Source organism: Streptomyces kanamyceticus (assembly GCF_008704495.1).
Lineage (GTDB): Bacteria > Actinomycetota > Actinomycetes > Streptomycetales > Streptomycetaceae > Streptomyces > Streptomyces kanamyceticus.
The window spans coordinates 2,553,591-2,572,337 of the sequence record NZ_CP023699.1; the positions used below are offsets into that span (position 1 = coordinate 2,553,591).

The 18,747-nt window shown below is 68.8% G+C and carries 17 protein-coding genes; 8 read left to right on the top strand and 9 right to left on the bottom strand.

Translation table 11 applies throughout. The features are described 5' to 3' along the window. Window positions 1-68: 68 nt before the first annotated feature. The 3 genes from CP970_RS10020 to ngcE all read right to left on the bottom strand — a co-directional run bounded on the left by CP970_RS10020 (window position 69) and on the right by ngcE (window position 3,490). Complete coding sequence (locus tag CP970_RS10020) at window positions 69-962, bottom strand: carbohydrate ABC transporter permease (RefSeq protein WP_055553036.1); 894 nt, start codon at window positions 960-962, stop codon at window positions 69-71. A 21-nt stretch (window positions 963-983) separates the two neighbouring features. Further along, the gene (locus tag CP970_RS10025; protein WP_055553041.1) at window positions 984-1,925 is read right to left on the bottom strand and encodes a carbohydrate ABC transporter permease; all 942 of its coding nucleotides are present in this window, start codon (window positions 1,923-1,925) and stop codon (window positions 984-986) included. A gap of 131 nt (window positions 1,926-2,056) precedes the next feature. Further along, a complete protein-coding gene (ngcE, locus tag CP970_RS10030; protein ID WP_055553037.1) occupies window positions 2,057-3,490 on the bottom strand; it encodes an N-acetylglucosamine/diacetylchitobiose ABC transporter substrate-binding protein in 1,434 nt (477 codons plus the stop codon). 85 nt (window positions 3,491-3,575) lie between these two features. Between ngcE and CP970_RS10035 the strand changes: the two genes are divergently transcribed. Both CP970_RS10035 and CP970_RS10040 read left to right on the top strand, forming a co-directional pair. Further along, window positions 3,576-4,784: an RNA-guided endonuclease InsQ/TnpB family protein gene (locus tag CP970_RS10035; RefSeq protein WP_055553038.1), complete on the top strand. Its 1,209-nt coding sequence runs from the start codon at window positions 3,576-3,578 to the stop codon at window positions 4,782-4,784. A 512-nt stretch (window positions 4,785-5,296) separates the two neighbouring features. Continuing rightward, a complete protein-coding gene (locus CP970_RS10040) occupies window positions 5,297-9,172 on the top strand; it encodes a GH92 family glycosyl hydrolase (protein ID WP_150493205.1) in 3,876 nt (1,291 codons plus the stop codon). A gap of 38 nt (window positions 9,173-9,210) precedes the next feature. Here CP970_RS10040 and CP970_RS10045 read toward each other — a convergent pair whose 3' ends face one another. Further along, complete coding sequence (locus CP970_RS10045) at window positions 9,211-10,233, bottom strand: helix-turn-helix transcriptional regulator (RefSeq protein WP_055552478.1); 1,023 nt, start codon at window positions 10,231-10,233, stop codon at window positions 9,211-9,213. 110 nt (window positions 10,234-10,343) lie between these two features. On the opposite strand from CP970_RS10045, the gene CP970_RS10050 reads away from it, so the two are divergent. Continuing rightward, complete coding sequence (locus CP970_RS10050) at window positions 10,344-10,742, top strand: VOC family protein (RefSeq protein WP_055552476.1); 399 nt, start codon at window positions 10,344-10,346, stop codon at window positions 10,740-10,742. On the opposite strand, the gene CP970_RS10055 is transcribed toward CP970_RS10050, so the two are convergent. The 5 genes from CP970_RS10055 to CP970_RS10075 all read right to left on the bottom strand — a co-directional run bounded on the left by CP970_RS10055 (window position 10,708) and on the right by CP970_RS10075 (window position 14,222). Continuing rightward, window positions 10,708-11,169, bottom strand: a complete 462-nt coding sequence (locus CP970_RS10055; RefSeq protein WP_055552474.1) for an ATP-binding protein — start codon at window positions 11,167-11,169, stop codon at window positions 10,708-10,710. The genes CP970_RS10050 and CP970_RS10055 overlap by 35 nt on opposite strands. Before the next feature lie 123 nt (window positions 11,170-11,292). Further along, window positions 11,293-12,144: an NAD(P)H-binding protein gene (locus tag CP970_RS10060; RefSeq protein ID WP_055552472.1), complete on the bottom strand. Its 852-nt coding sequence runs from the start codon at window positions 12,142-12,144 to the stop codon at window positions 11,293-11,295. Window positions 12,145-12,204: 60 nt separating this feature from the next. Continuing rightward, complete coding sequence (locus CP970_RS10065; RefSeq protein ID WP_055552470.1) at window positions 12,205-12,828, bottom strand: NADPH-dependent F420 reductase; 624 nt, start codon at window positions 12,826-12,828, stop codon at window positions 12,205-12,207. 200 nt (window positions 12,829-13,028) lie between these two features. Then, complete coding sequence (locus CP970_RS10070; protein WP_055552467.1) at window positions 13,029-13,328, bottom strand: hypothetical protein; 300 nt, start codon at window positions 13,326-13,328, stop codon at window positions 13,029-13,031. 240 nt (window positions 13,329-13,568) lie between these two features. Next, a complete protein-coding gene (locus tag CP970_RS10075) occupies window positions 13,569-14,222 on the bottom strand; it encodes a TetR/AcrR family transcriptional regulator (RefSeq protein WP_055552465.1) in 654 nt (217 codons plus the stop codon). Window positions 14,223-14,285: 63 nt separating this feature from the next. On the opposite strand from CP970_RS10075, the gene CP970_RS10080 reads away from it, so the two are divergent. The 5 genes from CP970_RS10080 to CP970_RS10100 all read left to right on the top strand — a co-directional run bounded on the left by CP970_RS10080 (window position 14,286) and on the right by CP970_RS10100 (window position 18,744). Next, on the top strand, window positions 14,286-14,936 hold the full coding sequence (locus CP970_RS10080; protein ID WP_055552463.1) for a class I SAM-dependent methyltransferase: 651 nt from the start codon (window positions 14,286-14,288) through the stop codon (window positions 14,934-14,936). Window positions 14,937-15,085: 149 nt separating this feature from the next. Continuing rightward, a complete protein-coding gene (locus tag CP970_RS10085; protein WP_169801270.1) occupies window positions 15,086-15,871 on the top strand; it encodes a helix-turn-helix domain-containing protein in 786 nt (261 codons plus the stop codon). Continuing rightward, on the top strand, window positions 15,868-16,119 hold the full coding sequence (locus CP970_RS10090; protein ID WP_055552459.1) for a DUF397 domain-containing protein: 252 nt from the start codon (window positions 15,868-15,870) through the stop codon (window positions 16,117-16,119). Before CP970_RS10085 ends, CP970_RS10090 begins: the two co-directional genes overlap by 4 nt. 6 nt (window positions 16,120-16,125) lie before the next feature. Beyond that, window positions 16,126-16,779: a DUF7019 family protein gene (locus tag CP970_RS10095; RefSeq protein WP_055552457.1), complete on the top strand. Its 654-nt coding sequence runs from the start codon at window positions 16,126-16,128 to the stop codon at window positions 16,777-16,779. After that, window positions 16,780-18,744, top strand: coding sequence for a HEAT repeat domain-containing protein (locus tag CP970_RS10100; RefSeq protein ID WP_055552455.1), 1,965 nt, complete (start codon window positions 16,780-16,782; stop codon window positions 18,742-18,744). Window positions 18,745-18,747: the final 3 nt, after the last annotated feature.

Below are 18,747 nucleotides of genomic sequence, written 5' to 3' on the forward strand. Positions count from 1 at the left end.
TCGTCCTGTTTTCCCGCAACAGGCCTAGACCACTTTCGTGGCCAAGCTGAAATACCGCACGTCCGGGCTCACTTGATGGCCCCCGCGGTCAGACCGGCCTGAACCTGCCGCTGGAAGACGGCGTACACCACGAGCACCGGCACCATCGCGATCGTCAGGCCCGCGAAGAGCGCGCCCCAGTCGCCCCGGTAACCCTGCGAGACGGCCAGCGACGCGAGCCCTTGGGGCAGCACGTAGCTCTTCTCGTCCTCGTTGTTGAGGAGCAGCGGAAGCAGGTACTGGTTCCACTGGCCGAGGAAGTTGAAGATGCCGATGCTGACCAGGCCCGGCTTGGCCATCGGCAGCATGATCTGGAAGAAGGTCCGGGTGTGCGAGGCCCCGTCGACCATGGCCGCTTCCTGGACGCCGGTGGGCAGCGTACGGAAGAAGGAGGTCAGGAAGAACGTCGTGAAGGGCAGGGAGTACGCGATGTAGGCGATCATCAGGCCCGGCCTGGTGTCCAGGAGGCCGAAGTTCTCCATGACCGCGAAGAGCGGCACCAGGGCGAGGATGACCGGGAACATCATGCCGCCCGCGAAGAGCATGAAGATGACGCGGTTGCCCGGGAAGGTGAAGCGGGCGATGACGTACGCCGCCATCGAGCCGAGCAGCATGGTGCCGGTCAGCGAACCCGCCAGGATGATCAGCGAGTTGAGCGTGTACTGGCCGATATTGGCCTTGTTCCACGCGTTGCTGAAGTTCTCCCAGTGGAAGGAGGAGGGCCAGCCCATCGGGTCGCTGAGGATCTCGGCCGAGGGGCGGAACGCGGTGAGCGCGACCCAGATCAGCGGCCCGGCGGCGAGGATCACCCACAGGACGAGGAAGGCGTGCGAGAAGACGTTCAGCGCGCCGCCCGTCTCCTTCTCGCGGCGTGGCGCGGCGGAGGTGCTCGGGCGGGGCGCGGTGGTGGAGGTCGTGGTCATGATGCTGCGGCTCCCGCGGTCTCAGTATTCGATCCGGTCGCGGTTCCCGACCCGCATGACGATCAGCGAGAACGCCATGCTCAGGACGAGAAGGACGACGCCGATGGACGTGGCGTAGCCGTACTGGCCGTCCCTGAACCGTTCGTAGAGGAAGACCGGGGTCACCTTCAGTACGTGCGGGGGCACCATGACCAGGCAGATCGCGAAGGTGTCGAGCGCCTGGATGCCCATGTAGATCCAGCCGGTGCGCACCGCGTCCCAGATCAGCGGCAGGGTGACGCTGAAGAAGGTGCGGGCGCGGCCCGCGCCGTCCAGGAGCGCGGCCTCGTAGATGTCCTGGGGGACCGAGCCCATCGCCGCGGAGAACAGCACGACGTAGAAGCCGACGAAGCTCCAACTGATCACGATGAGCAGCGAGATCAGGCCGAGTGTCTCGTCGCCGCCGAGCCAGGCGGGTCCGTTGATGCCGATCTTGTCGAGGCCGCCGTTGATCAGGCCGCTGTTGGTGTTGAAGACGCGCCCCCACACCACGGCGATGATGGCGACGGACAGGACCTGCGGGAAGAAGTAGACGACCTTGTAGAGCGAGGATCCCGCGACGCCCGCGATGGCCCGTCCCCTGCGGTGCCGGCCGCCCGAGGTGATCATGTAGGCGAAGAACATGCCGAGGACGAGGGTGACGACCGGCGCGACGACCAGGAGCAGGGTGCTGACCCGCAGGGAGTCCCAGAACCGGTCGTCGTTCCACATCTTGCGGTAGTTGTCGAACCCGATGAAGTTCGCGACCGGACCGCCGGACCAGTCGGTGAACGAGTAGTAGATCGCCTGGAGGAAGGGCGAGATCACGAACAGCGCGTAGAACGCGAGCGGCACGGCGAGGAAGCCCACGATGAAGCGGTACTTGTCGAGCGTGCGGTAGCGCCGGTCGTAGCGGACGCGTTCGGGCGTGAATCGGGGCGGCAGCACGATGGCCAGGCCGAACAACAGCCCGTTCACCGGCCTCGGCCCGGGCCTGGGATCCGCCTGCTTCTTACGAGGTGGGGAATCGCCCACCCGGGTGTCGGTCTTCACGGTGCTCAGCCCCGCCCGCCCGGTCAGGCCTTCTTGATCTTGGTGATGTCGGGGTCCTTGAGGATCCGGTCCGAGGCCTTCTGCATGGTGTCCATCGCCTGCTTGGCGCCGATCTGGCCCTGCATGAACTTGTGGATCATGTTGTTGAAGTCCTCGCGGAACAGTTCGTTGTACCAGTCGAAGAACTTGGGGATGACGATGTTGTCGCCCGCCGCCTCGATGGCCGCCTTCGCGCTCGCCGTACCCGACGGCAGTTGCTGGCCGTCGATGGCGCCCTTGACGACGGGCAGCGAGCCGACCTCCTTGAAGAGGTTGAGGGCGGCTTCCTTGCTGTACATCATCCGCATCCACTCCAGGCCGCCCTGGCGGTTCTCGGCCTTGGCCGGGACGATGAACGGCTCACCGGCCGGGGCGTAGAGCGTGCCGAAGGGCATCTTGTCGCCGGAGTCGAGCGACGGGGTCGCGCCCACCGTCATCTCGAAGTCCTTGGGCGTGGTGTCCTTCGCCTCGTTCTCCACCCAGGAACCGTCGGGCACGAAGACGCACTTGCCCTCCTTCGTCCAGGCGGTCTGCATCTCGGTGTGCGCCTCGGTGCCGTCGAAGCCGGTCAGCACGTACTTCTTGGCGACCAGTTCCTCCCACGCCTCGAAGACGTCCTTGACGGCGTCGTTCTTCCAGGCGGTCGGCTCCAGGTAGTCCATCGCCGTGATGACGTCACGGCCGCCGCGCTGGGCGAACATCGCGTACATGCTGAAGAACATGTAGCGCGGGTGTCCTCCGGGGTAGCTCCAGCCGTGGATGCCCTTGGCCTTGGCCTTCTTGCAGACCGCGAGCATGGCGTCCCAGGTCTTGGGATACTCCGAGTCGAGGCCCTGCTCAAGGAGCTTCTTGGAGTACCAGTTCCCGTACACCGTCAGCGCGATGTTGAGCTGGTAGCACGGCTTGCCGCCGAAGCGGCCCATCTCCTCGACGATCGGCACCAGGGTCTCGCGCACGGTGACCTTCGGGTCGTCCCACGAGGGCGCGTCGAGCACCTCGCCGAGGTCGGCGACCTGCTTGTTGTGCACCAGCTTGCCGATGTTCATCTCGTCGGCGCCGGAGTTGTTGACGACGTCCGCCGTGGGCTTGCCGCGGACGAGCTTCGGCTGGACCTGGGTGGCGATCTTCTCGGTGGCCTTCTGGTCCGGCTCGGCCTTGGGGTACTTCTTGGCGTACATGTCCGTGACGAACTGGGCGTACTTGTCGCCGTATCCGCCGTTGAAGATGTAGACCGTGAGCCCCGCGTCCGTCTTCACGCCGAGCGGATTCTTCTTGGACTTCTCGCCCTTCTCGGCCTTGTTCTCGTCGCCGCCTCCGCTGGCGCAGGAACTGAGCAGCCCGACAGCAGGCACCGCGAGCAGCCCGGCGGCCGCCGCCCTCTTCATGACCTCACGACGGTTGACGCTGGTGGATCCCACTACTCTGCCCTCGGCTTTCGTTACGGATCGACACGGATGTCAGTGGCGGCATCTAGGCTGCGCAATCGAAAGGGGGTGAACGGCCGTGCGTCGTAGCTACAGGTTCCTGATGCGACCGACGGCGCGCCAGGAACAGACGCTCCGGAGCATGCTCAAGGACCACTGCTCGCTGTACAACGCGGCGTTGCAGGAGCGTCGGGACGCCTGGCGGCACGGCTCGAAGACCTCGATCCAGTACGGACAGCAGTCCGCCCAGCTCAAAGAGATCCGGGCGTTCGACCCGGAACATCAGGGCCGCTGGTCCTTCTCCAGCCAGCAGGCCACCCTGCGGCGCCTCAACACCGCCTTCGCGGCGTTCTTCCGGCGGATCAAGTCCGGGGACAACCCCGGGTACCCACGTTTCAAGGGCGCGGGCCACTTCGACACCGTCGAGTTCCCCAAGAATGGTGACGGCTGCCGCTGGGACTCGACCCCGCACGACCGGTTGACTCGCGTACGACTGCAAGGCGTGGGGCACGTACGGGTGCTCCAACACCGGCCTGTGCGTGGCCGGGTCAAGACCATCAGCATCAAGCGTGAGGGTCGACGCTGGTTCGTAGTCCTTGCCTGCGACGACGTCCCTGCCGAACCTCTGCCCGCCACCAACTCCATGGTTGGGGTCGACTTGGGCACGACGCGCTTCTTCACCGACTCCAACGGCAACTACGAAGAGAACCCGCGGTTCCTGCAGTCGACGATGGACCAACTCGCCGAGGCTCAGCGGCACCTCAGCACCTTCCCCCAGCGCACCCGCCGCCGCACGAAGAAGCGCAGAGCAGCAGCCCGGAAGGTCGCCCAGCTGCACGCGAAGATCCGACGTCAGCGGCTGGACCACCACCACAAGACCGCGAACACACTGATCATCTCGCACGATGTGATCGGGCACGAGCAGCTGAACACAGCGGGCATGACCAAGAGACCCTCGCCCAGGCCGGATCCCGACCGAGAAGGCAGCTTCCTGCCGAACGGGGCCGCCGCCAAAGCCGGTCTGAACCGCAGCATTCTGGACGTGGGTTGGGGACAGTTCCTCAGGATTCCGGCGAGCAAGGCTGAGAGTGCCGGTCGCCGACTGATCCCGGTGGATGCCCGCGACACCTCCCGCACCTGCCCCGTTTGCGGGCACGTCGCGAAGGAGAACCGCACCACCCAAGCGAAGTTCGCATGCGTCTCCTGCGGGTTCGTCGCGAACGCGGACCACGCAGGCGCATTGAACGTCTTGCACAGGGCCGGGCTGGCCCTCTGCGCGGAGACTTAGCCGCCGTCGCAGAAAGCCCGCGGCTTCAGTCGTGGGTGGAGTCACGCTCAAGTCCTCGCTCTCTCCAGGACTCAGGCCAACGGCCGGGCGAATGCCGACAGGTATAGTCCACTCGCACTTAACTGGGCAAGATCGAATACACGTTTGGTCTGCAGGCTTGTCCGAGTTGAGACCTCGCGGATACGGGAGGCTTGTGCGTCCGCGCCGGGTGGGCCCCTTGTGCGGGGGTCGACCTTTCCCTGCGGGCACACCATGGCCGCTCACGCAGCTCCCCGCACCCCCGACAGGGCCCACCCCTACGGAGACGCACAGGCGGCCGCCCATAGGGGCGCGAGGAACCGCGCGCCCAGCCCACGCCGACCCGCACACGAAGCCAGCCCCCAGCCGCCCCCGGCCCCCGGCCCCCGCCGCCCTCGGCAACAACCTTGACACCACAAGCCACTTGACGCCCTACTAGACCTTGCGCACTGCTCGTGACAACGTTGTCCAACTTGCAAGGGGAGGGCTCGGGGATGCCGCACAGGGCACGTAGACCTCGATATAGACACCACCGTTCAGCCGCGGGCGCCGGAGCGCTGGGGCTCGCGCTCGTCGTGGGGGCACAAGGGGCCGCCGTCGCCGGGCCGGAGCAAAAGCCTCGGGCCGACCGGCAGTTCGTGTCGTCCTTCGAGGAGGGTGAGGCCCAGCCGGACTGGCTGAACACCGTCGAGACGGGACCGGACGGCAAGAAGAAGGCCGCGGGCGTGAACGGCGCGTTCAGCTCGGGCCTGCCCGGGAGTGTGAACGACCACGTCACCGAGGTCCGGGCGAGCGGCGAGAACACCGGCTCGGGCGAGGTCGCGGCGAACCTCGTCGACGGCGAAGCCACCAGCAAGTGGCTGACGTTCACGAAGGACGGCTGGGCCGAGTTCGACCTGGACGAGCCCGCGAAGGTCGTGACGTACGCGCTGACCTCGGCCAACGACCACGCCGAGCGCGACCCGAAGGACTGGACCCTGAAGGGTTCCACCGACGGCAAGGACTGGAAGGTCCTCGACGAGCGCAAGGGCGAGACCTTCGACGGCCGCCACAAAACGAAGAAGTACGACTTCGAGAACGAGGAGCCGTACGCCCACTACCGCCTCGACGTCACCGCGAACAACGGCGCCGACGACGCCCTCCAACTCGCCGACGTCCAGCTGTCGGTGGGCGGCACGGAGGCCCCCGCCCCCGAGGACATGCTCAGCCTGGTGGACCGCGGCCCGAGCGGCTCCCCCACCGCGAAGTCGCGTGCCGGTTTCACCGGGAAGCACGCACTGCGCTACGCGGGCAGCCACAAGGCGGAAGGACGCGGCTACTCGTACAACAAGGTCTTCGACGTCGATGTGAAGGTCGGTCGCGACACCGAGCTCGGCTACCGCGTCTTCCCCTCCATGGCCGAGGGCGACCTCGACTACGCGGCCACGAACGTCTCCGTGGACCTCGCCTTCACCGACGGCACCTACCTCAGCGACCTCAAGGCCGTCGACCAGCACGGCTTCCCGCTGACCCCGCAGGGCCAGGGCTCCTCCAAGGCGCTCTACGTCAACCAGTGGAACAACATCGAGGCGCGCATCGGACAGGTCGCGGGCGGCAAGACCGTCGACCGGGTGCTGCTCGCGTACGACTCCCCCAAGGGTCCCGCGAAGTTCCGCGGCTGGCTCGACGACGTGTCCCTGAAGGAGAAGGCGCCCGCGAAGCCGAAGGCGCACCCCTCCGACTACGCCGACACGACCCGCGGCACCAACTCCAGCGGCGGCTTCTCGCGCGGCAACACCTTCCCCGCCACCGCGGTCCCGCACGGCTTCAACTTCTGGACCCCGGTGACCAACGCGGGCTCCCTGAGCTGGCTTTACGACTACGCGCGCGGCAACAACGACGACAACCTGCCGACGATCCAGGCGTTCAGCGCGAGCCACGAGCCGAGCCCGTGGATGGGCGACCGGCAGACGTTCCAGGTGATGCCGTCGGTCGACAAGGACACCCCGAGCGCGTCGCGCACCAAGCGGGCGCTGCCGTTCAAGCACGAGAAGGAGACGGCGCGCCCGCACTACTACGGCGTGACGTTCGAGAACGGCCTCAAGACCGAGATGGCGCCGACCGACCACGCCGCGATGATGAGGTTCACCTTCCCCGGTGACGACACGAGCGTGATCTTCGACAACGTCTCGGAGAAGGGCGGCCTCACCCTCGACAAGGAGAACGGGACCGTCTCCGGCTTCTCCGACGTCAAGTCCGGCCTGTCGACGGGCGCGACGCGCATGTTCGTGTACGGCGTCTTCGACGACGACGTCACGGCGGGCGGCAAGCTGGAGGGCGGCGGTGGCGGCGACGTCACCGGCTACCTGCGCTTCGACGCGGGCAAGGACCGCACGGTCAACCTGCGCATAGCCACGTCCCTGATCAGCCTGGACCAGGCGAAGGACAACCTCGCGCAGGAGATCCCGTCCGGCACCTCCTTCGACCGCGTGAAGAACCGCGCGCAGGGGCAGTGGGACGACATCCTCGGCAAGGTGGAGGTGGAGGGCGCGAGCGAGGGCCAGCGGACATCGCTCTACTCGTCCCTGTACCGCCTGTACCTCTACCCCAACTCCGGCTTCGAGAAGGTCGGTTCGAAGGGCGGCAAGCCGACCTACAAGTACGCGTCGCCGTTCTCGCCGGGGACCGGGACCGACACCCCGACCCACACGGGCGCGAAGATCGTCGAGGGCAAGCCGTACGTCAACAACGGCTTCTGGGACACGTACCGCACGACCTGGCCCGCGTACTCCCTGCTCACCCCCAAGAAGGCGGGCGAGCTGGTCGACGGCTTCGTGCAGCAGTACAAGGACGGCGGCTGGACCTCGCGCTGGTCGTCGCCGGGCTACGCGGACCTGATGACGGGCACCTCGTCGGACGTCGCGTTCGCCGACGCGTACGTCAAGGGCGTGAAGTTCGACGCCGAGGCGGCGTACGACGCGGCGGTGAAGAACGCGACGGTCGTGCCGTCGAGTGCGGGCGTCGGCCGCAAGGGCATGGAGAAGTCCCCGTTCCTCGGCTACACCCCGAGCGAGACCCACGAGGGTCTCTCCTGGGCGCTTGAGGGCTACCTCAACGACTACGGCATCTCCCGCATGGGCGACGCCCTCTTCAAGAAGACGGGCAAGAAGCGCTACAAGGAGGAGGCCGCGTACTTCCTCAACCGTGCCCGTGACTACGTGAACCTCTTCGACGACAAGGCGGCGGGCGCGGGCACGAAGCCCGGCTTCTTCCAGGGCAAGGACGGCAAGGGCGTGTGGCGCGTCCCCTCGGAGAAGTTCGACCCGCGCGTGTGGGGCCACGACTACACGGAGACCAACGCCTGGGGCTATGCCTTCACCGCCCCGCAGGACTCCCGCGGCCTGGCCAATCTGTACGGCGGCCGCAAGGGTCTCGGCGACAAGCTCGACACGTACTTCGCCACTCCGGAGACCGGCTCCGCCGAGTTCGCGGGTTCCTACGGAGGCGTCATCCACGAGATGACGGAGGCGCGTGACGTCCGCATGGGCATGTACGGCCACTCCAACCAGGTCGCCCACCACGCGTCGTACATGTACGACGCGGCCGGGCAGCCGTGGAAGACGCAGGAGAAGGTCCGCGAGGTCCTCTCCCGCCTCTACACCGGCAGCGAGATCGGCCAGGGTTACCACGGCGACGAGGACAACGGCGAGCAGTCGGGCTGGTACCTCTTCTCCTCGCTCGGCTTCTACCCGCTGGTGATGGGCAGCGGTGAATACGCGATCGGCTCGCCGCAGTTCACCAAGATGACGGTCCACCTGGACAACGGCCGCGACCTGGTCGTCAAGGCGCCGAAGAACAGCGCGAAGAACATCTACGTCCAGGGTCTCAAGGTCAACGGCAAGAAGTGGACGTCGACCGCGCTCCCGCACAAGCTGATAGCCAACGGCGGCGTCCTGGAGTTCGACATGGGCCCGAAGCCGTCGGCGTGGGGCTCGGGCAAGAACGCCCAGCCGACGTCGGTCACCCAGGACGACAAGGTGCCGTCGCCGAGGAAGGACGTCCTCAAGGGCGAGGGCGCGCTCTTCGACGACTCCTCGGCCACGGACGCCACTTCGGGCTCGGCGATCGAGCTCCCCGTCGGCAAGGCGACCAAGGCGGTGCAGTACACGCTGACGTCGTCCACCGACAAGGCGAAGGCGCCGCGCGGCTGGGTCCTCCAGGGGGCGAAGGACGGCGAGGAGTGGAAGGAGCTGGACAAGCGCTCCGGTGAGTCCTTCGCCTGGGACAAGCAGACCCGGGTCTTCACGGTGGACAAGCCGGGCACGTACGCGCACTATCGGCTCGTGCCGGACGGTAAGGGGACGCTCGCGGAGGTGGAGCTCCTGAGCTGATCGGTCCCATCAGCACGGTGGGGGCGGGAGTGGCTGGTTCACTCCCGCCCCTCCCGCTGTCCCGGCTCACTCCGGTCGGTCGCGGCGCCCCGGGCGCGGGCCGCGAGGCGGTCGGCGAACTCTACGACGAGGTCGCGCAGTTCGTCGGGGCGTTCGATGGTGAACGGGCGGTCGAGGGAGGCGAGTACGGGCGGCAGCCAGTCGAGCCGCTCCGCCCGCAGTTCGACGAGCCGCCAGCACTCCGCCCCGGGGTCCGCGCCCGCCCCGGACGCGAGCTCCGCGACGCTCGCCGGGAGCCGGGCCCTGATCTGCCCGACCGTCCCGTGGATCCGCAAGGTCACCTCGTACCGGTACGCCGCCGTGGCGAATCCGGACAGGACGCGCCGCGCCGGGTCCGGCCCCGCGGGCTCGTCGAAGGAACCGGGCAGGGCCCTGGCGCCCGTGACGCGGTCGAGCCGGAAGGTGCGGTCCTCACCGACCCCGGGGTCCTCGCCGGTGACGTACCACCGTCCCGCGTGCGACACGACCCCATAGGGATGCAGCACGCGGTCGCCGCACCGCCCTTCGCGGTCCGTGTACCTGATCGAGACCGGCCTGCGGTGCCGTACCGCGTCGGCGACGGCGAGCAGGACCTCGGCGTCGGGGGCGGCGAACTCGCCGGAGGGTTCCGTGAAGGCGAGCGCTTCCAGGACCGTGTCGAGCCGGTGGGCGAGGTGCGCGGGCAGCACCCGCCGGATCTTGGCCGCCGCCGTCTCGCCCGCCGTGGCCGTCGCGGTCGTCAGTCCCGCCCGGCGTCCCGCGACGAGGCCGAGCAGCACGGCGAGCGCCTCGTCGTCGCTGAGCATGAGCGGGGGCAGGCGGTAGCCGGGGCCGAGGCGGTAGCCGCCGTAGCGCCCGCGCACCGCCTCGACGGGTACGTCGAGCTCGATCAGCTGCTCCACGTACCGCCGCACGGTGCGCCCGTCGACGCCGAGCCGGTCGGCGAGCTCCCCCATCGTCCGGGTGCCGCCCGACTGCAGCAGTTCCAGGAGGGTCAGCACGCGGCCGGTGGTTCTGGACATGGTGCGAGCCCTCCCGCGAACACGAATACTGGACCGAATCTGTCCACTATATGTTCTAGCGTGCGAAGTGCACCGAACACACCGCCCTCCGCACGCCCAGGGAGAACACCATGGACTTCGTCTCGATCCGGATCATCACCGGCGACGTCGCCCGCCTCGTCGAGTTCTACGAGAAGGCCACCGGCACCCCCGCGACCTGGTCCACCGAGGACTTCGCCGAACTCAGGACCGCCAGCGCGACCCTGGCCATCGCGAGCACCCGCACCGTCCCGCTGTTCGCGCCGGGCTCATCCCGCCCGGCCGACAACCACAGCGTGATCATCGAGTTCCTCGTCGACGACGTGGACCGCGTGTACGAGAACCTGACCGGCGTCGTCCCCGAGTTCGTCAAGGAGCCCACGACCATGCCCTGGGGCAACCGGTCACTGCTCTTCCGCGACCCCGACGGCAACCTGGTGAACTTCTTCACCCCGGTCACCCCCGCGGCCGTCGAGAAGTTCGCCCGCTGACACCGGGCACGTCCGTGACGAACTCGCACCACACGATCTTGCCGGGGTCGCGTTCCACCACGCCCCACTTGTCGGCGAGGGCGGCCACGAGCAGCAGGCCGCGCCCCGACTCGGCGTCACCGTCCCCGCCGACGTCCGTGCCGGGCATGGGCCAGCCGCCGCCGCTGTCGTGCAGCTCGATCCTCAGTACGCCGCCGTCGTGGCTCAGGCACAGCAGGAACCCGCGCCCGGGCGGCACGCCGTGCAGCAGCGCGTTCGTCGTCAACTCGCTGACGCAGAGCGCGATTTCGTACGCCCGGTCATGGATCCCCCAGCCGTTCAGCGCGGTACGCGCGAAGGCGCGGGCCTGGGGCACGGACTGGCGTTCGCGCCGGTAGAAGCGTTCACGTGGCTCCCGCCGGGACGGGAGTGGAGTTTTCTGATTCACGCGAGGAGGGTCACAGTCCGTGGCCGTCGCGGAGCAGTACGTGAAGTCGTACCGATGGGTTGTACGGGTTCGGGACCCCGACGGCCGCTCCAGCATCCGTTCCCGCGCGTACGGACGCCCCCCTCAGCGGAAGTCCGCCGCGTGGTCCACCGCCCACTCCTGGAAGGTACGGGCCGGGGTGCCCGTGATGCGCTCCACTTCATCGTTGACCGGCTCTGGATGGGCGAGCATCTCCGCCTGGGCCGGAACTATGGCCTCCACCAGCTCCGCCGGGTAACCGGCGGCCCTCATCTGCTCGGCGGCCGCCTCCAACGTGATCTCCTCGAACCGCAGCGGGCGCCCGATCGCGTCGCCGATCAGCGCCAACTGCCGTTCCTGGGTGACCAGTTCGGGGCCGGTGAGCAGGGGGCGGGCGCCGAGCAGGGCATCGGTCGTCAGTGCCTGAACGGCGACCGCGGCCATGTCCGCCTCGTGGATCAGCGGGCGGGCCAGCCTTGCCAGCGGCGCCCGCACCGCACCGGTGGTGCGGATCTCCTCCGCCCAGCCCAGCGTGTTGCTCGCGAACCCGGTGGGCCGCAGCGCCGTCCACTCCAGGCCCGATGCCTCGATCAGCCGCTCCAGCTCCGTGTGGAACATGGTGATCGCCTCGCCGGGCTCCTCCTGCTCGTTCCCGACCCCGGCGGACGACAGGTACACCACCCGTCGAGCGTGCTTCCCGATCACGTCGATCACGTCCGACGCACCCTCGGCGCTCAGGAACGGCCACACCAGGAAGACCGTATCGACGCCCTCCAGTGCCGGGCCCAGCGACGCGGGATCACCGAGATCGCCGCGCACCGCCCGCACGCCCTCAGGGAAGTCCGCCTCCCCTCGCACCAGCGCCCGTACAGGCACGCCCGCCGCATACAGTTGGGCCACCACCGCGCCGCCGACCTTTCCCGTCGCGCCGGTCACCAGGATCCTGGGCTGTGTCATCGGAATCTCCTCGTCTCGCCGTTCGATGACACGACTCTCGTACGTCAACCAAGGTTCAGGTCAAGCGGGGCGGGTGACCACCTTGATGTTGAACGTGTGGGCATCCAGACCGCCCGCGATGCCCATGAACAGCAGGGCGAAGTGCTCCTGTCCGCGTGCGGTGGTGATGCCGCCGATGTCCAGCTGCCACGACGGGAGCCAGCCGAGGTCGGTGAGCAGCCGGCCGGTGGTCCGTTTGGCTTCGGCGTCGTCGCCGGAGAGGAAGACGGTGCTCGGTCCTTCGAGACCGCCCGGGGCGGTCATCACGGTGGAGTCCATGGTGCACAGCGTCTTGACGACGGGGGTCAGGGGGAAGGCTTCCTGGATCTGTTCGCTCAGGCTGCTGTTGGGGTGCGAGAGTTCGGTGAAGTCGTCGGTGAGGCCGACCCCGACGTCGATCAGCAGGGTGCCGGCCAGCGCCGGTGCCCCGATGGAGTGCAGCAGTTCCACGGAGACGGCCCCCGGGGTGGCGTTGACCAGTACCTCCGCGTGGGCGGCTGTCTCGTTCAGGCCCGCCACGGGCAGACCGAGGCCTTTCCGTTCCTCGGGCTGCCGCGAGCCGAGGAGTACGTCGTGTCCCGCGGCACGCCAACCGTGGGCCAGTGCTTGAGCGACATTGCCGGTGCCAAGTAGTCCTATTCGCATGGTGTGACGCTAACCAGCGCCGGGGCTCGGCGAATCGGACCGCAGGCCCGGGTGGATCGGCACCAAAGACGTAGTCCTACGACGCAGTCCTATGACGCGGTCCTACGGTCGCTCGCCACTCGTCACGGCAACTCCCCGCAGGGTGAAGTGGGCGACCGCCGCACCGGCCGGAGCAGCCGTCAGAGCGAGCGCCATCCGGGCTACGGGACGAGCCCGGCGACCACGTTGGCACCCCGTAGCCACCCGGCGACCACGAACATCAGGACGATCGCGCCGATGCATTGGTAGACGATTCGCATCGGAAACGGTCGTTCCATGGGGTCGGTCAGTTCGCCGTACAGCACCTTGTCGTGGTTGATCTTCTTCAGCGTTTTCCGGTTCCCGACCGTGGAAAGGGCCAGGCCCAGACCGGCCGCCACAAACAGCGACAGAATGGTGTCGGGGTCGTGCCCCCGGACGATCGTGAACCCGCCCGCGACCAACGCCATGACCGGCGGCATCAGCCAGATCCGGGCCCGCTGGCCAGGGCCTGACGCGAGAGGGAGGAACGCGGCGACGAGAGCCGCACAAGAAGCGAAGGCGAGTACCCACCAAGCCGCTGTGGGAATCGGAGGGTACATGCACTTCCTTCGCGAGACGACGACGGCCCGCACGCCCGGGCTTCGATCGGGCACACCGAGTGCGGTGTGCGTAAAACACCGTACGGGGTGCTATGATCGAGTTCGCCGTCGGTGTCGCGATCAGGCACAGAGGTGGGCGGTGAGGGTCTCGCGGGCCCACTCCTCCCAGGCGTCGGGGGACCATCCGCGGTCGCGGACGAAGATCAGGTACAGCTCGGGGCTGAGCAGCCCGTACAGCAGGTCGGCGGCGCGGACGGCGTCGACGTCCGGGCGGGCGTCGGGCTTGGCGGTCAGGGCCTTCGCCGCCGCGTGCTGGACCGTGTAGCGCGGGTCCGGGTCGGCGGGCCACTGCGCGGCGATCTCCGGGTCGGTGGCCGCGGCGGCCGCGATCAGCGGCATGATCGGAGCGACCCGGCCGAGGATCTCGCGTACGCCGTGCACGTGGACGCGCAGTTGCCCGGCCGCGGTGGGCTCGGCGCACGCGGCACGGAACCAGTCGCGGTCCATCGTGGCGACCGGTTCGGCATCGCCCGCGATGGACGTGTCGACGACGTCCTTGAACAGCGCGCGCTTGTTGCGGAACACGAAGTACACGGTCTGGACGGCCACGCCCGCGCGGTCCGCGACCTCCTGAAGACTCGTCGCCCCGTACCCCTGCACGACGAACAGGTCCCGCGCCGCCGCGACGATCTTCTCCCGAGTGCGCCGCGAGCGCTCGGCCCGCCCATCTGGGCGCTTGGCGTTGCGCTCGTCGAATCCCTTGACTGCGTCCATGACTAGAGTCTAACTCTAGAGCCAGCAACTAGAGTTGGACTCTAGATTCTTGGAGGGGCAGGAATGAGCGAGACCCGAACGGCTGCGGAGCTCGACCAAGAGGCGGCCGTGCGCCGCGCGTTGGAGGACTACTACCGGGACGGCACGCCGCCGTGGGACAGCGGCGTCACGCCGCCCGAACTCGTGGCGCTGGTGGAAGGGCCCGACGCCCTGACGCCTGGTCAGGCCCTCGAACTCGGCTGCGGCACCGGCACCAACGCGGTCTATCTGGCCCGGCACGGCTGGCGGGTGGCGGCCGTCGACCTGGTCGACCGCGCGGTCCTGCAGGCGAGGGAGAAGGCCGCCGCGGCCGGAGCGGACGTCACGGTGCTATGCGGGGACGCCACCCGACTCGACGAGGTGGGCGTCCCAGGACCGTACGACCTGTTCTTCGACCTGAGCTGCTACTGCGGGATCCCACCGCACCGCCGCGACGCCTACGCCACCGGCCTCACGGACCGTGCCGCCCCCGGCGCACGACTGCTGATGTTCGGGTACGGGCCCGAGGCATTCGACGACCCCATCTCCGGCGTCACCGCGGACGAACTCCGCGCCAGGTTTCCCGGGTGGCAGCTGACCGACGTGACGCCCGGCACGAACCCGGTCCCGACGTTCTGGTTCACGCTGCACCGCACCACCGGGGCGGACGGGGGTGGAGTTTCCTCATTCACGTGACGAGTGTCACACTCCGTGGTCATCATGGTGCTGTACGTGAAGTCGTACTGAAGCGTTGTACGAGTTCCCGGCGTGAATGCACGGCTTCAGGTGGGGAGTTGGACGGCATGAGCAGCCCAAAGCGACGACCACGGAGGAACGCCTCGGCGATGAGGATGGTGGGCGCGCTGCTCGCCGTCCACCGCGAGGCGGCGGGGTACACACAGAAGTCACTCGCCGAGCGCTTCGTCATCGGCGAGGACCTGATCGCGTCCATCGAACAGGGGCGGCGGCCGCTGAAGCTGGATCTTGCGGTGCAGCTGGATGAACTCCTGGGCACCAACCGGACGTTGGAGACCGCGGTCGAGAACATGCCGGAGGTGGATCTGGTTCCGAGGTGGGCGGAAGAGTACCTGGATTGCGAGCGGGAGGCTATTGCGATCTCCGTGTACGAGAGCCTGCTCGTGCCCGGACAGTTGCAGACCGAGGGATACGCGCGCGCGGTCTTTCGCAGCCGTGTCCCTGTGTACGACGAGGACGAGATCGAGCAACTCGTGTCGACACGCATCGAGCGCCAGGAGATTCTTCACCGCAAGGTCCCGCCGACTACCAGCTTCGTGATCTGGGAGGCAGCACTGCGAGACCAGCTCGGCGGCAAAGCTGTATTCGACGAGCAACTCCGGCATCTACGTGAGTACGCCGACCTACCTGGCCTCGCGTTGCAGATCCTGCCACTCGGACGCACATCACACGCCGGACTCAACGGCCCCTTCGTCCTGCTGGAGACACCTGACCACCAAAGGCTCGCCTATACGGAGACCCAGCGCGGAAGCCAGCTGATCGCCGATCCAGACGAGGTAGCGATCCTCACCCAGAAATATGCGATGCTGCGAACGCAGGCCCTCAACTCGGAAGACACCATGGGCCTGTTGGACCGTCTGCTAGGAGAGCAATGAGCGGCAGCACCGCACTTGAGTGGTTCAAGTCGAGCTACAGCGGCAGCGAGGGCGGCGAATGCCTCGAAATTGCCCACGCCTGGCGCAAGTCCAGCTACAGCGGCGACGAAGGCGGCCAGTGCCTCGAAATCGCCGCCCACCCCACCGCCGTACACATCCGCGACTCCAAGAACCCGGAAGGCCCGCACTTCACGGTCGCCCCGGACGCCTGGACCGCCTTCCTGCCCCTCCCCCAGGCCCGCGCCTAGCACCACGTGCGCTACTACCTCTACGTATCCGGCACCAAGCTGGACATGCTGTACGGGCAGATCCCGACCAAGCTCCTGAAGCGGCTCGCCGTCGAGGCGAAGGTCGACCTCAAGGTGCTCAGCGTCGCCGTGCAGTCGCCGCGCGCCGAGGCGACGACGTACGACCGGCTCGACATCGTCGAGGCGTACCTGGAGCGGGAGTTCGACGTCAGCTGGATGACGGAGCCGCGACCCTGGTTCCGGGGTGATCTGGGGCTGCGGATCGCGGGATACGGCTCGCCCGCCGGGCCGACGTTCATGACGGGGCGCGAGGGCGACACCGTCATCGCGCTCGTCGGTTCCGCGCAGCATCTGATCGGGCAGCGGACCGCGCCCGACACGATCCAGAACGCGTACTCCAACCTGCCCTCGCTGTTCCAGCTCGTACGGGACGACGCCCAGGCCAACGGTCGGCCCGTGGACGAGGACGCGGCGATGGGTCAAGTCCTCACGTTCTCCGAGTCGTTGACGGTACCGCCCGTCTACGCCGAGTTCCTCGCGCGACGGCTGGTGAGCGGCACCGTCACCGGACGGGACGGGAGGGACGTGCACGTGGTCATCGGTACACCGCTGTACGTCGCGATGGCGGACGAGGACCCGGACCAGGGCCGGGGAGCCTGAATGCAGGCGGACGCGGTCATCCACGACGGCCCCGACGTGGGACGCATGCGCCTCGCCGGTGACGTGCGGGGCCTGCGCCGCGTCATGCGGTCCGGCGACTTCTCCACCGCCCTGCGGGCCGTGCAACTACTCGGGGACATCGGTGGCCCGGCTGCCGCCGACGCGCTTCTCGACTGTCTGAAGCGGCCGAGCCGCTACGTCCTCCATCTCCATCTGTGGGTCATCACCCCCCTGGCGAGAATGCGCGAGCCCCGCGCGGTCCCGCTGCTGCTGCGGCGCCTGCGCGAGGGTGGCGTGGAGAACGACGGCCAGAACGACACGCTGTTCCAGGCCCTGGGGCTCCTCGGCGGACCCGAGATCGTCCGTGAACTGGTCGGCAGGCTGGCCGAGCCGCGCCCGTCGAAGCCGGTGGTCGACGCGGTGGCGGCACTGCGCCCGCCGGAGGCCGTGCCCGCGTTGCTGGCCGCGCTCTGGACGCTGCTGCCCCGCGACGAGATCCACGCCGTCCAGGTGCTCGGCGCGATGCGCGACCCCCGTACGGCACCGGCCCTGTTCTTCCTCGTGGACTCCAAGAGCACCTCTCCCGAACTGCGCAGGGAGGCCGTCCAGGCGCTCACCGAACTCCCCGAGGAGTCCTGGCCACCACCGGCGGGCTGGCTCCCCGAGATCATGCTGCGGCGGGCGCTACGGGACCCGGACGCGTCGACCGCCGCGCCCGCGGCCGAGCTGCTCGCCAGGACCGATCGGGGCAGGGACGTGCTGCGGGGCGACCTGATGGACTCCGTGCCGGGCCGCAGGGCCGAGTACCGCTCACCCGCCTGCGCCGCCGTGACGGTCTGCGCCTTCATCCGGGAACGGCCCGAGCTCTTCGGCGGGAAGCAGGACTACCGCGACGTACCGACGCTGATCAAGCTGCTCGGCGAGGCGGCCGTACCGACCGTGCGCAGGGCGGCGGCCGAGGCGCTCGGTGCCGTCGGGGGCCTGACGGCGACCGAGGCGCTCCTCGCCGTACTCGGCGACGCCAGGGTCGGCGAGGCGGCGGCGACGGCGTTGGCCCGGCTCCCCGAGCCACCCGTACCGGCACTGCTCGCACTCCTCACCGACGGCGACAGTGAAGCCCAACGCCGTTGCGCCGCACTGGCGTTGGGCCTCGCGGGACGTACGGAAGCCGCACCGCCACTCCTCGCCGTCCTCGACGCTCTCGACGCGGGGGCCGCTCCGAGGCTGCGCGCCGCCGCTGTCGACGCGCTCGCCGCGCTCCGCCACCGCCCCGCGGCCGGGCGCCTCGCGGACCTCGCGGCCGACGAGGACCAGCCCGGCACGCTGCGCGCCCGCGCCCTGCACGCGCTGGGTCGCGTCGGGGCGCCGGAGTCCCTGCCGGTGGTGCTCGCCGCGCTGCGGGACCCGGCGAGTCCCGTGCGGCTCCAGGCGGCGGGGGCCCTGGGTTCGTTCCCCGGCCAGGCTGCGGCCGAGGCGCTCGGCACGCTCGCCGCCAAGGACACGGACCGCGACGTCGCACGGGCCGCCGTCCGTACCCTGGGCGGGCTCGGCACGTCCGCCGCACCCGTGCTCGCCTCCCTGGCCCTTGCGCTGCCGCTCCGGACGGACGTCATCGGCGAACTGATCACCGCGCTCGCCCGGTGCCCGGGGCCCGAAGCGGACGTCGGGCTCGGTCAGTTGACGAAGCCAGGCCTGGCGGAGGACGTGCACGTGGCGGCGGCCGAGGCGCTGGGCGCGCGGCGTGCGCCCGAGAGCGCCGCGCCGCTGGCCGCGCTCCTCGACGACGACCATCCGTACGGCTGCCGCAACGTCGCCCTGACGGCACTCGCCGCGCTGGGCACCGAGGAAGCCGACGAGCACGTACTCGCGCACGTCCGGACCACCCAGCAGTTCACGGAGGCCTGGCGCAAGGCCCTCACCACCATCGCGCAGCGCCTGGGCACCCCCGACCAGGCACGGTCCTGATCA